General features: G+C 43.9%; 14 protein-coding genes. 12 read left to right on the forward strand and 2 right to left on the reverse strand.

Annotated elements, in window-relative coordinates:
• The first annotated feature begins 15 nt into the window (after positions 1-15).
• From MKY35_RS08410 to MKY35_RS08425, 4 genes are all read left to right on the forward strand, one after another.
• The gene (locus MKY35_RS08410) at positions 16-1,896 is read left to right on the forward strand and encodes a beta-glucoside-specific PTS transporter subunit IIABC (RefSeq protein ID WP_340884965.1); all 1,881 of its coding nucleotides are present in this window, start codon (positions 16-18) and stop codon (positions 1,894-1,896) included.
• A gap of 74 nt (positions 1,897-1,970) precedes the next feature.
• Positions 1,971-3,380, forward strand: coding sequence for a glycoside hydrolase family 1 protein (locus MKY35_RS08415; RefSeq protein WP_039269938.1), 1,410 nt, complete (start codon positions 1,971-1,973; stop codon positions 3,378-3,380).
• A gap of 138 nt (positions 3,381-3,518) precedes the next feature.
• Positions 3,519-4,421, forward strand: a complete 903-nt coding sequence (locus tag MKY35_RS08420; RefSeq protein ID WP_029516653.1) for a LysR family transcriptional regulator — start codon at positions 3,519-3,521, stop codon at positions 4,419-4,421.
• Positions 4,422-4,544: 123 nt separating this feature from the next.
• Positions 4,545-5,684, forward strand: a complete 1,140-nt coding sequence (locus MKY35_RS08425) for a 5-methyltetrahydropteroyltriglutamate--homocysteine S-methyltransferase (RefSeq protein ID WP_342446113.1) — start codon at positions 4,545-4,547, stop codon at positions 5,682-5,684.
• A gap of 984 nt (positions 5,685-6,668) precedes the next feature.
• Here the strand turns inward: MKY35_RS08425 and MKY35_RS08430 are convergent.
• Positions 6,669-7,007: a helix-turn-helix transcriptional regulator gene (locus MKY35_RS08430; RefSeq protein WP_322251432.1), complete on the reverse strand. Its 339-nt coding sequence runs from the start codon at positions 7,005-7,007 to the stop codon at positions 6,669-6,671.
• A 395-nt stretch (positions 7,008-7,402) separates the two neighbouring features.
• Between MKY35_RS08430 and MKY35_RS08435 the strand changes: the two genes are divergently transcribed.
• The 3 genes from MKY35_RS08435 (at position 7,403) to MKY35_RS08445 (ending at position 8,499) form a co-directional block, all read left to right on the forward strand.
• Positions 7,403-7,630, forward strand: coding sequence for a hypothetical protein (locus tag MKY35_RS08435; protein WP_342446114.1), 228 nt, complete (start codon positions 7,403-7,405; stop codon positions 7,628-7,630).
• Between the two features lie 100 nt (positions 7,631-7,730).
• Positions 7,731-7,829 carry a hypothetical protein gene (locus MKY35_RS08440; protein ID WP_014599622.1) on the forward strand — a complete coding sequence of 33 codons (99 nt, stop codon included), beginning with the start codon at positions 7,731-7,733 and terminating at the stop codon, positions 7,827-7,829.
• Positions 7,830-8,049: 220 nt separating this feature from the next.
• Complete coding sequence (locus MKY35_RS08445; RefSeq protein WP_342446115.1) at positions 8,050-8,499, forward strand: DUF6386 family protein; 450 nt, start codon at positions 8,050-8,052, stop codon at positions 8,497-8,499.
• 130 nt (positions 8,500-8,629) lie between these two features.
• Here the strand turns inward: MKY35_RS08445 and MKY35_RS08450 are convergent, their stop codons facing one another.
• Positions 8,630-9,760, reverse strand: a complete 1,131-nt coding sequence (locus MKY35_RS08450; RefSeq protein ID WP_342446116.1) for a phosphodiester glycosidase family protein — start codon at positions 9,758-9,760, stop codon at positions 8,630-8,632.
• Positions 9,761-9,893: 133 nt separating this feature from the next.
• On the opposite strand from MKY35_RS08450, the gene MKY35_RS08455 reads away from it, so the two are divergent.
• From MKY35_RS08455 to MKY35_RS08475, 5 genes are all read left to right on the forward strand, one after another.
• Positions 9,894-10,367, forward strand: coding sequence for a hypothetical protein (locus MKY35_RS08455; protein ID WP_322251436.1), 474 nt, complete (start codon positions 9,894-9,896; stop codon positions 10,365-10,367).
• Between the two features lie 50 nt (positions 10,368-10,417).
• Positions 10,418-11,731: a PQQ-binding-like beta-propeller repeat protein gene (locus MKY35_RS08460; protein WP_342446117.1), complete on the forward strand. Its 1,314-nt coding sequence runs from the start codon at positions 10,418-10,420 to the stop codon at positions 11,729-11,731.
• Positions 11,732-11,886: 155 nt separating this feature from the next.
• On the forward strand, positions 11,887-12,510 hold the full coding sequence (locus tag MKY35_RS08465) for an SMI1/KNR4 family protein (protein ID WP_039269949.1): 624 nt from the start codon (positions 11,887-11,889) through the stop codon (positions 12,508-12,510).
• Positions 12,511-12,694: 184 nt separating this feature from the next.
• Positions 12,695-14,575, forward strand: a complete 1,881-nt coding sequence (gene htpG / locus MKY35_RS08470) for a molecular chaperone HtpG (RefSeq protein WP_342446118.1) — start codon at positions 12,695-12,697, stop codon at positions 14,573-14,575.
• Positions 14,576-14,742: 167 nt separating this feature from the next.
• Entirely contained in the window at positions 14,743-15,012 is a 270-nt protein-coding gene (locus MKY35_RS08475) for a bacteriocin immunity protein (RefSeq protein WP_342446119.1), read from the forward strand.
• Positions 15,013-15,220 lie beyond the last annotated feature (208 nt).

Raw genomic sequence — 15,220 nt, forward strand, 5'->3', positions numbered from 1 at the left:
AAGAGGAGAATGAACATGGACCATAAGAAAATGGGCGAAGACATCGTACGTCTCGTTGGAGGAGAAGAAAATATCAATGGACTTGTCCATTGTGCTACACGACTCCGATTTGACCTGAAGGATTCACGAAAAGCCGAAAGAGAAGCGCTTGAGAAGCATGAGGGAATCATTACCGTTGTTGAAAGCGGAGGACAATTCCAAGTTGTTATTGGCAGCCATGTTGCCTATGTATATGCAGAGATCATGAAAAACAGGGATTTTGGATCGAATTCCCCTGCAGCCAGTGAATCAAGTGGGAAAAAAACATCGGTCATATCCACAATCTTTGAAGTCATTTCCGGTAGTTTCTCCCCATTGATTCCAGCGATGGCGGGCTCGGGAATGATAAAAGCACTCCTGACGGTTTTGACCTTGCTAGGATGGATGTCTGCAACAAGTGATACTTATATGATCCTGTCTGCTGCAGGGAATGCTGTGTTTTACTTCTTGCCTATTTTGCTGGGGATTACGCTTGGTATAAAGCTGAAGGCGAATCCTTATGTAGCTGGTGTGATCGGTGCGGCTCTCATGGAACCCAACTTTACGGGGCTGATGGACAAAGGCTCTGATGTATCGTTTTTAGGAATACCGGTGGTTATGATGAACTACTCCGCCAGTGTTTTCCCGATTTTTATATCCATTAGCATCTATGCGTTGGTAGATAAGTTTTTGAAGAAGATCATTCTTAAGGATTTACAGCTATTTTTAGTTCCGATGCTGGCTTTAATGATTATGGTTCCGCTATCTGCGATGGCTTTTGGACCTTTCGGTACAGGGGTAGGAGATTGGATTTCTTCAGGTGTGACATGGTTAATCGGTGTAAGTGGCATTTTGTCAGGGATTGTTCTTGGCGGTTTTATGACCTTTATGGTCGTCTTCGGACTTCACTGGGGTTTTACCCCGATCACGATTCAAAATATCGGTGTTGGCGGTGATCCGATTGAGGCGATGGCTGCAGCAGCTGTATTTGCTCAAATTGGGGTCGCATTTGGTATCTTCCTGAAGGCGAGAAAAGATAAAACACTTAGAACTCTTGCCGGTTCCACGAGTATTACAGGATTGCTGGCGGGTGTGACAGAGCCGATTGTGTATGGTCTGGTGCTTCGCTATAAACGTGTCATTCCGATTGTCATTATCGCAGGTGCTCTAGGCGGTGCCATCAATGGACATTTTGGAGTGAAAATGACGGCGTATGTGTTTCACAACATTTTTGCGATTCCAGTGTATACGCCAACCTTGTTATACGTGATTGCCATTGCCTGCTCATTCGCGGCAGCAACCGCACTAACCCTTATTTTTGGGTATGAAAGCAAGGTGAAGGAGGAGACCCCAGAAACAGTTGAATCCGTGAAAACAGCAGAACCAGAACCTGTTGTTACAGCAACCAAGGCTGTTGACATCAAGAAAGAAACGATCTACAGCCCGATCACAGGCAAGGCTATACCATTGAGCCAAGTGAATGATTCGGCATTTTCTACAGGGGCGATGGGAAAAGGCTTAGCCATTGAGCCGTCTGTCGGTGAGGTCGTAGCGCCTATAGATGGAGTTGTAACCTCGCTGTTTCCCACAGGACACGCCATCGGCTTGACTTCAAAGGCGGGTACGGAGATATTAATTCATATTGGAATTAATACCGTTGCGCTGAAAGGGAAGCATTTTAATCCAGTCGTTCAAGAAGGAGATATCGTAAAACAAGGGGACTTGTTAATCCAATTTGATAGGGAGCAGATTATAGAAGCAGGATACGAAATCGTGACCCCTGTCATCGTCACGCTTACAAAAAATAAAGTGGATGTGTTTGAGACAAATCAGGAGCAAATTCAAAAAAATGAAGTATTGCTAACGTTGGTTGTGTGATACAGGAAAGCCTATCATCACATTCATGAATTGCAAAATCAGAAGGATATAACGATAACTGGAGGGACTATAGCATGAAACATAATCAATTGAAGGCATTTCCTGAAAATTTTTTCTGGGGAGGTTCAACTTCCGCTTATCAAGTAGAGGGTGCATGGGACGAAGATGGAAAAGGCCCCTCTGTCATTGACATGTCTAACCACGTTGAAGGAGTCACTGATTTTAAGGTAACCAGTGATCATTACCATATGTTCAAAGAAGACGTAGCTCTGATGGCTGAAATGGGCTTTAAAGCATATCGTTTCTCGATTGCTTGGACACGTATTTATCCCCTGGGGGCAGGTGAAGTGAATCAGAAGGGAATCGCGTTTTACAGCTCATTAATTGACGAACTAATTAAATACGGGATTGAACCGATTGTTACCATGTATCATTTTGATCTGCCTTATGCTCTTGAACAACAAGGCGGTTGGTCGAAAAGGGAGACGATTGATGCCTTCGAACAGTATGCCAAAACATTGTTTGAGAACTTTGGAGACAGGGTGAAATATTGGTTAACCATTAATGAGCAGAACATGCTGATTCTCCATCCCGGTTCTATTGGCACATTAGATACAAGTCTGGAAAATCCGCAAAAGGTACTGTACCAACAAAATCATCATATGTTAGTCGCACAGGCGAAGGCGATGGTATTGTGCCATGACATGCTGCCTAATGCGAAAATTGGACCAGCACCGAATATTGGGGTTATCTATCCAGCCAGTTCCAAGCCTGAAGATACGCTGGCGGCGGACAACTATGCAGCCATTCGCAACTGGCTCTACCTGGATATGGCTGTATTTGGCCGTTACAATCATATTGCCTGGAGCTATTTGGTCGAGAAAGGCTATGAGCCTGTTATTGAAGAAGGGGATATGGATATATTAGCGAAGGGGAACCCGGACTTTATCGCATTTAATTATTATACCTCTCAAACCGTAGGAGAAAGTTTAGATGACGGGAATGATTTTTCACATACAGGAGATCAGCATGAAATTGTGGGTGAACCCGGAGCATATCGAGGTTCCGTCAACCCCAACCTGCAAACGACGGAGTTTGGTTGGGAGATTGATCCGGTCGGTTTTAGATCCACGTTACGCCAAATTTATTCTCGCTACCACTTGCCTTTGATCGTGACAGAGAACGGCTTGGGCGCTTTTGACAAGCTGGAAGAAGGGGATGTAGTGAATGACCCTTATCGTATTGACTTTTTCAAGAAACATATTGAGCAGATTCAATTTGCTATTACAGATGGTGTAGACGTATTCGGCTTCTGTCCGTGGTCTGCAATTGATCTGGTGAGTACCCACCAGGGCTCCAGCAAGCGTTACGGGTTTATTTATGTGGATCGTGAGGAGTTTGATCTCAAGGATTTGCGTCGTATTCGTAAACAAAGCTTCTACTGGTATCAAAAGCTGATTGCCACAAACGGCGAAGTCCGTTAATTAAAGTATCGTAATTAGAGCACCTCCCTAAATAGATTTTCATTTAGGGAGGTGTTTATTCATTTGAGCAACAACTATCCCTTTTCCAGAAGTGTGATTATATAATAGAAGAAACACAAACGGAAAGGACATCATGCATTGACCCTACAACAATTAAAATATGTCATTGAGGTTGCCAATCGAGGCTCCATGAATGAAGCGGCAAAGCGGTTGTTCATTTCCCAGCCCAGTCTGTCGAACGCGATTCGTGATTTGGAGGAAGAAATTCATATCACCATTTTTGAGCGTACCAATAAGGGGATTTCTCTGTCCAAGGAAGGCGTGGAATTCCTCGGTTATGCACGTCAGGTCGTTGAGCAGGCGGAGCTGCTGGAAAGTCGCTATCTGGATGCCAAGCCTACACCACAGCATTTTGCTGTGTCCACGCAGCATTACGCTTTTGCCGTAAATGCATTTGTGAATCTGGTGAATCAATATGGTCAAGAAGAGTATGAATTGGCTTTGCGAGAGACCAAAACCCATGAAATCATACAGGATGTCAAAAGCCTGCGCAGTGAGATCGGAATCCTGTATCTGAACGAATTTAACGCCAAGGTCATTAACAAGCTGCTAAAAGATGCGAATCTACAATTCAACAGCCTGTTTACGGCCAAGCCACATATTTTTATCAGTGCCAATAATCCGCTATCCCAACAGTCCATCGTGACCATTGACCAGCTTTATCCGTATCCGTATTTGTCCTTTGAGCAAGGGGAGTACAATTCCTTTCACTTTTCCGAGGAGATTCTCAGTACGTTATCGCACCCCAAAAGCATTCGCGTCCATGATCGGGCGACCCTTTTTAATCTGCTCATTGGCTTGAACGGCTATACCATTTCTACCGGGGTGATCAGTGCGGATCTGAACGGTAACGACATTATTTCCGTCCCTCTGGAATGTGATGAGTCTATTAATGTGGGATGGATTTGCCATAAAAACGCTGCGCTCTCCAAGCTGGCCACTGTCTATGTAGAAGCACTGCATGAGGCGATAGGGGAATAAAAGATTGGGTATAGCCTTAGGCTATAACTAGCTATAGTTTATTGGAGTTACCTTATAACTGAAAATGTATGTTATCTTTCTTACAAGAACTTCACTATAGAAGCGAAAAAGGAGATAACCCTAATGAGCAGCATCCTTGATAATGCATCCCAACGTAAAGTGACCCCTTTTAGACATGATATGGTCGGCAGCTTTTTGCGCCCGCAAGCGATTAAAGACGCCAGAATTCAATTTCAAAATAATGAAATATCTGCGGACGAGCTGAGACAAATTGAAGATAACGAAATTATCAAGCTAGTGGAAAAGCAAAAATCCGTAGGACTTCAAGCCGTGACGGACGGTGAATTCAGACGCTCTTGGTGGCATCTTGATTTTATGTGGGGTCTGGACGGTGTGGAAAAGGTACAGCTTTCGAACGGCTACCAATTCCAAGGTGTGGAAACAAGAGCGGAAACCGCACGCTTGTCCGGTAAAATCGGACATTCCCGTCATCCTTTCATTGAAGATTTCAAATTCTTGAAACAAGTAGCGGGTGAGGATGCTATCGCGCGCCAAACGATTCCGGCACCTGCGCAATTCCTGGCCGAGCTGTTGCGTGGAGAAAATAAAGAATCAACCGATACGTATTACAGCAATTTGGATGAACTGGTAACGGATATCGCCAAAGCCTACAAATCCGTGATTCAAGCGTTGTACAATGAGGGCTGCCGCAGCTTGCAACTGGATGATTGCACATGGGGTATGCTCTGTGATAAAAACTATTGGGAAGCTAGACAGCATGCGGGTGAGAATGTGGAAGATACCAAAAAGCTATTCGCTCGTGTGAATCAGGAAACGGTGAAGGATCTTCCAGCCGATTTGGTCGTTACGACCCATGTATGCCGTGGTAACTACCATTCCACCTGGGCATCTTCTGGCGGCTATGAGCCTGTAGCTGAAACTCTGTTTGGAATCGACAACATCGACGGCTACTATCTCGAATTCGATACCGACCGTGCAGGTGATTTCACACCGCTTAAGCATCTGAAAGATCAAAAGCAGGTCGTACTAGGCCTCGTTTCCTCCAAAACAGGTGAACTGGAAGACAAGCAGACGGTCATTAACCGTATTAAGGAAGCGACTCAATTCGTCGACATCAACCACATCTGCCTCAGCCCACAATGCGGATTCGCTTCGACAGAAGAGGGCAATATTCTGACAGAAGAGCAGCAGTGGAAAAAGCTTGCCTTCATTAAAGAGATTGCGGACGAGATTTGGAAGTAAGATTTGGTTTATGGAATTAAAAGATTCTATTAGTTAAAGATATTTTATTAAAAAACACGTCATATATTGACGTGTTTTTTAACCTTTACACGATTAGGTGTGATTATTCTTTTGATTCAATTCCATAACATATACAATATGGTCATATGATTTCGCCAAACTGACGGCGGGAAACTCTAAAACAGCACAATTTCTGAATATCCTAAAAAAGGCTAAGACTCTTTTATGTTTGTCCACTTCCTATTTACAACTCTTGCATACAATGGATTTTAGAATGGCATTAAGAGGGAGTGACAAAAAATGAGTCTTTATTTTCGAAACAGCACCAATTCTACCGTACAAGTAGCTATTTTCTATCACGCGAGTAAGTGTGGGTTTGTTTTTGTGGGACAAACTGGTATATTGTCTACCTGGTACCGTTTGGCGCCTGGACAAACGAGGGAAGTTGTTACTGGCAACGTAGGGGATAGAACAATTTATTATTACGCTGAGAGCGTATCAAGAAATCTTGTGTGGTCAGGTAGTTTCCCCATACATGTTCCTAATTATAACTTCAGTGGATGTTGGATCTGGAATATTAATGGGAATCTATGCAATAATTGCAGGAGAGTTGGTTTTAAAACACTTAACATCCAACGCGGTTTCGTGAACTTTACAGTCAACCTTATTACAAATAGTGCTCAAAGAAAAACGAAGCTAAAAAATGTTCGTATGGTATTGCCCACAAAAAGGGTAAAAAGAAAATCTAAATTGAATGACCGCAAGAAACTACCTAGAAGCCAATAATTTCATAATGGCGGGGGATCCTTGTAATTTCGTATTCGATTCAGTTCGCGGTTTTATATAAGGAACTTGAAATTAAGTTAATAGTGGATATATATTATTTTAATTTTCGATAGGGTATTGAACTTACGTAAAACAATAGTGCAATAGGAACTGCCTTATTAACTAAAGGTGGTTCTTTTATTTTTACAAAAAATCCTTTTAATTTGTAATCTCCCTTATCACATTCCTCGCCAAACGTACTTTCTCTGGACTCGACTTTTTGAGCATTGTAATAATTTCTATAATATCCTCATCAGACTCCACAATTTTAGGGTCCTCGCTTACATATGAAAATAACTGAATTAAGTTTACGTCTAGAGCTTTTGCGATCTTAGCTACATTTATCAAAGAAACATTCTTTTCTCCACGTTCGATCTGTCCAATGTATGTAAAATGAAAACCACCTTTTTCCCCAAGAGCTTCTTGTGAGAGGCCTTTTTCTTTGCGTAACACTCTTATTCTAGCTCCAACTAGCTTTAATACTTCTTTGTCCTGCATTTATCTACACCCCTTCTACTAAAAAGTGTAGACAAGATTTTCTTGGGTAAACATGAGATTAAGAATCGTATATTAAGTATATATTATATCTATAAGTATTATTTTAGAGTATAATAAGACTATTCTTAAAATTCTCTGGAGGAATAGATATGAAAGAAGCTCCTTCTACCTTTATTCCAAGTCCCACTCAACCGTCCAACCCCTCACAACACCTACATCATTCAATAACTGATTTTCACACTCTATCCCAATACCACATGAAACTAGCCCAAATCCTGTACAAGCACAATCAAGTCCAATGCTGCATTATCCTATGTGACCGGGCGTTAACCTCCATGTTAAAAGCTCTATATATGAAAGAAAACAACAGCCTTTTCCCTCCCGGGTTCATGTCCATGACTGATTTGCTGCACTTATTACATACCGAAACCAACCCCGGATTGGATATTGTCGTATTTATAGGTACCACTCAATTTCTTTCATCCCAGTTAGAAACCCCGCTCCTTCAAATGATGAAGCACAAGGATGTGAGCAGGCTGTTGCGCAGAACCGACGACATTCTCTGCCAGTTGTCATCCCGAGTGATTAGCGATCCATCCGAGACGTATCAGTCCAATTTCTGAGAGACGCCTCCAAGGCAAATAAACTTGCCAATCCGCCCTGTCGTAATCCGCTTTTCTTCATACGATAAGAGTAAGCTTTAACGCAAGGAGGGATTCAGACATGGGTGAAGTAGGTTACGGTGGAGCATGGACATCCACAGGAGCGATTTTGGTATTGTTCATTTTGTTGGTAATTATTACTAAGTCTTTTCTGATCTAACAGCAGGTTAGCATCGCTTAAATCCACAAATCGGCCTTCTTTCACGACATCGTGAGGGAGGGCTTTTTATGCAGAATGGGTGTTAGTCCAACATGTTGTCTGGCCCTGCAAGCATTGTTATACTTTACGTACAGGGATATTTTCCCTCAAGTGTATTGCAATACGGATAGCGTAAGACGTGGAAAAACGGAAATTCGCTGACCAAAATCAGGAGGATCGCATGATGAATACGGCAAGCAGTCCATTTCAAATTACAACAGATACGGCGACTCTTTGCCTATTTGATACGCAAGCTCTTAAGCATCGTTTGGACGATGACCCGGATTGGTGGTCCATCGAAGAGGACGAGCTGGGTGAGTTGAACAAAGGAAATGTAGCTTTTTTGAATCTGGAAGCGGACGGGACGTATGAGGTTGTGATGACAGATCATATCGACAAGCCTGCTGTGCGGCTGTTTTTGAAGGTTCCCTCAGGCAACCTGTTTATTGGAGCGGGGGAGGAAGCCACAAGTGGTGGACTGGAGCCTGAGTGTGTATGGGGAGGGACGTTCCTATCTGTGCAACCGGGACTTTATGAATGCATGGCAAGCAGAGAAGACAACCGTATTTACCTTTCTATAAAAAAAGGAAGCGAAGGCAGCAATAGCTTTACAGGTCTGATTCGATTGTAGATTGCAGAATCAATACGTGACGGCCATACATGCCGCTTGAACAGGTGGAAGCAGGAACAACCGAAGCTAGAGGAAATGGAAAAAGCTATCCCCACGGCTTACATATCCGTGAAGACAGCCCTTTATTCGTCTATTGATACTTTACAATAATGGCATTGCTGATTTGGCGGCCGGGTGTGGTGAGGTAGGAGCCGTTGTAATATAGCCCGCTGGAAGCACCGCCGTCCAGATTCATGGCCTGATAAGCGCCGGCCTGCTTCATCATATGGGCGAGCTGCGGTATAGTCGCTCCGCTTGTGGTCAGGAGGATCAGCTTATGATCCCGATTCATTCCGAGTGCGCTGCGGGCGCCGCCGCCTGTTAATATTTTAGGGTCCTTGAAGCCTTCGGCTTTGACATTTAGGGAAACCTGACCGTTCGTAACCAGACGAGGTCCAGCTTGAAGAGCACCTTCGACGCTGCCTTGACTTAAGCGTTGTTCAAAGGCAGAACCTGACACCAGCTCGGATAAATGGTTAGCATCGTAGGTGAAGACCGTCCGTTGGTCGCCGGAGCTCTTTTTCAACATCTTTCCATGGCTGACCAGGTAGCCGTAAGGCGTTTTGTAGGAGCTTTTGGTATAGGCATCAAAGAATGTACCGTTTATGGCTACAACCGCTTGATTACGTTTGGCGAGACTGCTTAAGTCTTCCACTTTACCAATGGTATCGCCTGCTAGAGCCACGTCTAGGCTTACCTTGGGATGGAGCATAGAGATGGTGACCACCTTAGCGGAAAAGGTACGAGACCCGACCTTGAAGCTTTTATGAGCCGTTGTAATGGGGGTAGTATTTCCGGGTAGCTTACCAGTAAGTACCGGAAGCGTGACGGACGTTGTACCCTGCTTAATGCGTACAGCTGAGGTTTCCTTTTGCCATGAGACTTGCAGGTTTAGATATTGGCTGATGAACTGCAAGGGTACATAGGTCGAACCATTATCGGTAAAAGGAGCGTTTTGCAAACGGACCGTCTGATCATTCACTTTGGCGGTAGATTGTCCGGTGAATAATGTGATCCGGGTATTGCCTTGCGCGATTTCTATTTTTTTGTCCGCGGCAGTCATGTTGAGTGTGATCCCTTCATAGCTGTTCAGGAGACGGAGCGGGATGAAGGAGTGGTTACTTTGGTCCACATAGACCAGCATAGGTGCTGGGGCAGCAGCGTAGATCGGGGTTACAAGTAATAGCAAGGACAGGATAACAAGTGCGGTGATTCTTTTCATGAATAGATCAATCTCCTTATGTAGTCTTGACACTTTACGAGGTGCTTGTAGTTATATCGGATTTTGTGAGTTGTAAATGTATGTTATACGAATGTTGAGTGTTTAACTGATATAGAAAGCGGGGTGGCTGGGGATGAGCAGGTATGAGACGAGACTTGAGGATTACCGTCGCAGAGAGCGCCCGTCTTATCGTGTGTTTGAAGGATTGCAGGAATTGGTGCGTAGCGTGGGGCAACTGCATAATAACTGGTTATATGTGAATGTAGATCAATGGGATCAGGACCCTGTTCACACACCGACTTATTATTGGGATGAGCATTGGCTAGAGGAATGTGCAGAGGAGGGTACAGCCGTAACCAACGAACATGACGAGTATATTCCCAAGTGGGTGCCAGATCGTCAGGTTCAAACCTGGTTTGAGTTGGCGACCTTCGAAAGTGTTGTGGAAGTCCTTAAGGCTGCTGGACAGCCAGTGACGCTTCAGATGGTGATTATAGCGGTAAAATACTATGACAAGCACGATGCCTATCTGGACTATGAAGAGGTGAAGGCAGTGACAGACCTGTGGTCTGTGCTGACAAAGGTGAGAAACCACCTAGCAGAATGAACAAGCCTGTAGATCAAACGGGGCATACATACACTGGATGGGGGAAGCGAATGAGTTGGTTGGATCATGAAATGGCAGCAAAGTGGCGACAGGAAGGAAAAAGGTATGCTGCAGATGTGAATGAATTTGTCAGAATCGGTATGGAAAGCCAGTGGCAGCAAGAGCAGCCAGAGCCAAAGCAAGACGAACGCTCCAAACTGGCCGAAGATATTTTTCGTATGATTCAGGACGCAAATCAGGCAGAGGAAACAGAGCAGTTACGTCGGGAAATTCCGGCTGCATCCTGGCCGCTTACAGCAGCGTTTGAGGAGGCTTTGCAAGCCGTTAGGCCGATAGCTTTTATGAATGGAGGCAATGAAGTCATTCTACATGCGGGCAATCCTCGGGAACGCGGACAGATCTATGTGACGGGAAAAGATGGAATCAGGCAAATCCCTGGAATGCACCGAGTAGGTTGTTCGCCGGACGGGAGTTATTTTGCGTTGGTGGATGGACAAGGGATTCGGATTGTTCGTCAACCGGACCGAAATCTGCAAGGAGAAGAGACAGCACATTTTCAGTGGAAGGATATACAAGGACGCTTAAAAGCATCCATTCCTGATTTGGAGTGCTTGGGAGATGAAGAGCATCCAGAGGATATATTAAATGAAGTGATTCCGTTTGGCGATGGACAGCGAGTTCTGCTGGTATGCGGTTACGGCGTTTATTTGTTGGCTGGTGATCAGGTGGATTTGATCCATCCCAAGACGTCTGAACGAAGAGAACTAGAGCTGGAAGACACGATTGTGGATATGGCCCATGGAGCTGTGTCGAAGGATGGACGCTGGATCGCTTACGGTAGCCAGATGAGTGAGCATATGCTTATGGATCTGTCCGATAAGACGGTGCATACATTGGAGTCAAATTCTAGTTATCCGCATTATGCTGTATTTTCCAAAGATGATTTGAATGTCTGGTACAATGCCTGTCATTTCTACAACGGCGCCACCATTCAAGTGTCGATTGCTGAGGTGGATCAGGGTCTTGCTCAGAATAAGGAAGAATGGCCGATGATAAATGAAGAAATGCGAGTATACGCTGCAACAGCACTGACGCAAGGATCTATTTTGGGTGATGCCTACGGTTATCTCCGTCTAATTGACAGGGAGGGGCGTGAACTTTGGCGCTATTTTGTCGGCAGTACGATATCCGGGCTGGTAGTTACACCCGATGAAGGCATATTGGCGGTTGGAACGTATGGCGGTATGCTTCATTTGATTGATTTGCAGAGCGGCACGAAGGACGAATATAGTATTGGCACCGCTCTAATTCACGAGACAGAACGTTGGATGATCTGGCGTAACTATGAGCCGTTGCGCTGGTAATACTAATATTCCGCAAATGGTGATAAAAGCAAGTTCTGATAAGCTGAACTTAAAAAGTGCAGTAACACATGAATACAATGCTATTTTCATATAGAAAGCATTTAGCATAAAACCATGATGCAAAATGTGAATAGAGAGGAAAGAGGTGTGAGGACATGGACAAGAAAGCGGATATTCGTACATCTATGAAGGAACTATTTGCACAGATGGATGAAGCCTTTTTTATGGATGTGGAAGAAAATGTACCGATTGAAATGCGTGATGGGAATGTCGACGAGGAGGGATGGATCAAGTGGAAGCCTCTCCCTTCACAGATTACTGAACAGGAAATTCGGGAGATGGAGGAAAAATACCAGTTTGAGCTGCCGCCCCTGCTAAGGAGTTTTATCATGTCCTACCATTATGTATCTTTACAATTCGATAATGAATCCATTCCGGGAGTATACTGGAGCGATTGTACGTTTGTTGAGTTTCCACGTCTGCCTGTAGGTCAAGGCTTAAAGGCATTTTATGATTTGCTCGATCAATGGTCACCTCTGCTGTCAGCAGGCTACATTCCTTTTGCAATAGCAGAGGACGACCAAGGTCCCGTTTGTTTAAATGTAGGCAGCAGACATAAGGACGGCGATTATCCTATTGTTTGGTTCTTTCATGAGGACCTACAGCATTTGGATGAGGATGAGCTGCGGATCAGGAGTAATCTGCTTCCCCATGTACAGGGGTTGTTTCCATCTTCTGTTGAAATGTTTAATGTTATGTTTAAGCACATTAGACACTAGTGATTTCCTAAAATGTAATTTTACTGCTCAGCCAACCGAGATATTGACATAAAAAATGAGGAGTGTTATAAAAAAGGTAGGCTAGCACTCGAATGATGGGAGTGCTAACAAAGCTGAATCGTTTGCATAGCTCATATCCGCTGGCCTTACTTACATAGGTTCATATCTGAAAGGAGATATCCGAATGGAGAAAAAACAGTTTCAGGCTGAGTCCAAGCGTCTGCTCGAAATGATGATTAACTCGATTTACACGCAAAAGGAAATTTTTCTAAGAGAGCTGATCTCCAATGCAAGTGATGCGATTGACAAAATTTATTATAAAGCATTGACGGATGATCAACTGGTCTTTGACAAAGAAAATTATTATATCAAAGTAACTGCCGATAAGGATAACAGAACGCTAACCCTGCGTGATACCGGGATTGGTATGACCAAGGAAGAACTAGAAAATAACCTGGGTGTTATTGCTAAAAGCGGCTCACTGGCATTCAAAAATGAAAATGAATCCAAGGATGGTCATGACATCATCGGTCAATTCGGCGTCGGCTTCTATTCAGCTTTCATGGTAGCAGATGTGGTTACAGTGACTACCAAGGCTTTGGGAAGCGATACTGCATATAAATGGGAATCCACAGGTGCGGACGGGTATACCATTGAGGCAGCTGAGAAGGACGAGGTCGGAACCGAGATTGTTCTGAAAATCAAAGCAAACACCGAAGATGAGTCCTACGACGAATATTTGGACGAGTATCGTTTAAAAGCACTGATTAAAAAATACTCCGACTTTATCCGCTATCCGATTAAAATGGATATTACAGGCAAGCGGTTGAAAGAGGGAAGCGACAACGAGTTTGAGGATTACGAGGAAGAACAGCGTATCAACAGCATGGTTCCGATCTGGAGAAAAAACAAAAGCGAGCTGACCGACGAGGATTATCAAAATTTCTATGCGGAAAAACGCTATGGCTACGACAAGCCGCTCCAGCATATCCATGTCAGCGCGGACGGCGCGGTAGTGTACCAAGCTATTCTGTTTATTCCTGAGAATATCCCGTTTGATTTCTACTCCAAGGAATATGAAAAAGGGCTGGAGTTGTATGCCAACGGTGTGCTGATTATGGAAAAATCCCCTGATCTGCTGCCGGATTATTTTAGCTTTGTCAAAGGTATGGTTGACTCCGAAAGCCTGTCACTCAACATTTCCAGAGAAATGCTGCAGCATGACCGTCAGCTGAAGCTGATTGCCAAAAATATCGAAAGCAAAATCAAAGGCCAATTGCTGACCTTGCTCAAAAATGACCGGGAGAAATATGATCAATTCTACAAATCATTTGGCAGACAATTGAAATTTGGTGTCTACAACGATTACGGCAGACATAAAGAAACTCTGCAGGATCTGCTCATGTTCTACTCTTCTACAGAGAAAAAGCAGGTTACTTTGGACGAATACGTATCACGTATGCCAGAAGATCAAAAGTATATCTATTATGCTTCCGGCGAGTCCAACGAGCGTATTGAAAAACTGCCGCAAACCGAAATGGTGGCCGACAAAGGCTACGAAATTCTGTACTTCACTGATGATATTGATGAGTTCGCTATTAAAATGCTCTTAAGCTACAAAGAGAAAGAATTCAAATCTGTATCAAGCGGTGATCTGGGCATTGAGCCTGACGAAACCGAGAAAGAAACAGGAGCAGAACAAAACGACAACAAAGAGCTGTTCGAGTACATGAAGGGCTTGCTGGAAGGCAAGGTATCCAGTGTTAAAGCCTCTAAGCGCTTGAAGACACATCCGGTATGTCTATCCGCAGACGGCGAAGTGACGATTGAGATGGAAAAAATCTTGAACGCCATGCCTAATAACGCTGATGTCAAAGCGAATAAAGTGCTGGAAATCAACATAAACCATGCCGTGTTCAATTCTTTGAAAGAAGCTTTTGCCGGGGATAAGGAGAAAGTAAACCTCTATACGGCATTACTGTATAATCAGGCTTTGCTGATCGAAGGCTTGCCGTTGCAAGATCCGGTTGAATTCACGAACGATATTTGCAAAATCATGGTTTAACAAGCTTTATTACTATATAGAGCCGTTCCCGTACTGGGAGCGGCTTTATTTATCATAAACGTTTCCTAAACGTTTCCTAAAGCTTCATGATAGATCATATAGCGCTTACAGAAGAAGGGATGGGCCCACACATTGCCGATCATACTCAATACAAAGGAGGCAATTATATGAGTCTGGATCAAGCCAACCAGGAACTCCAAAATTTAGATCGTTTAGATCGAAGTGAGCTTATACAGTTGGTAGAAAAAATCATCAGAGATGAGGGAACAGAAGAGGAAATCGACAGTATGCTGACCATAGTGATGCAAAATACGCCTCATCCGGGGATCAGTGATTTGATCTACTGGGATGACCGTGACTTGAGTGCGGCAGAGATCGTAGATGAGGCATTACGCTATCAGCCCATTATTTTACCACCCCATGAATCATCTTCATAGGATGCGGAGGGGTGGTCTTTTGTTTAGAAATAAGATAATATTAATTCTTTAGGGCTATGCGCATTATATTCAAAAAAACTTCCGTTAAACGTGTGCTGACTTCCCTGGGGTGTATGGGGTAATAGTTGTTTTCTGCTTACTTTACGAATTTTTATGCCTAATTTTGGGTTTTGTAAAGTTTTTGTGACATGTTCCTGTGAATTTTGAT

The sequence above is a fragment of the Paenibacillus sp. FSL L8-0638 genome (assembly GCF_038593075.1).
Lineage (GTDB): Bacteria > Bacillota > Bacilli > Paenibacillales > Paenibacillaceae > Paenibacillus > Paenibacillus polymyxa_D.

Coding starts and splice junctions, on each gene's coding strand:
- MKY35_RS08410 (WP_340884965.1), top strand. CDS start 16: ATGGACCATAAGAAAATGGGCGAAGACATCGTACGTCTCGTTGGAGGA.
- MKY35_RS08425 (WP_342446113.1), top strand. CDS start 4,545: ATGAGCAGCATCCTTGATAATGCATCCCAACGTAAAGTGACCCCTTTT.
- MKY35_RS08435 (WP_342446114.1), top strand. CDS start 7,403: ATGACTGATTTGCTGCACTTATTACATACCGAAACCAACCCCGGATTG.
- MKY35_RS08465 (WP_039269949.1), top strand. CDS start 11,887: ATGGACAAGAAAGCGGATATTCGTACATCTATGAAGGAACTATTTGCA.
- MKY35_RS08440 (WP_014599622.1), top strand. CDS start 7,731: ATGGGTGAAGTAGGTTACGGTGGAGCATGGACATCCACAGGAGCGATT.
- MKY35_RS08445 (WP_342446115.1), top strand. CDS start 8,050: ATGATGAATACGGCAAGCAGTCCATTTCAAATTACAACAGATACGGCG.
- MKY35_RS08460 (WP_342446117.1), top strand. CDS start 10,418: ATGAGTTGGTTGGATCATGAAATGGCAGCAAAGTGGCGACAGGAAGGA.
- MKY35_RS08455 (WP_322251436.1), top strand. CDS start 9,894: ATGAGCAGGTATGAGACGAGACTTGAGGATTACCGTCGCAGAGAGCGC.
- MKY35_RS08430 (WP_322251432.1), bottom strand. CDS start 7,007: ATGCAGGACAAAGAAGTATTAAAGCTAGTTGGAGCTAGAATAAGAGTG.
- htpG (WP_342446118.1), top strand. CDS start 12,695: ATGGAGAAAAAACAGTTTCAGGCTGAGTCCAAGCGTCTGCTCGAAATG.
- MKY35_RS08475 (WP_342446119.1), top strand. CDS start 14,743: ATGAGTCTGGATCAAGCCAACCAGGAACTCCAAAATTTAGATCGTTTA.
- MKY35_RS08450 (WP_342446116.1), bottom strand. CDS start 9,760: ATGAAAAGAATCACCGCACTTGTTATCCTGTCCTTGCTATTACTTGTA.
- MKY35_RS08415 (WP_039269938.1), top strand. CDS start 1,971: ATGAAACATAATCAATTGAAGGCATTTCCTGAAAATTTTTTCTGGGGA.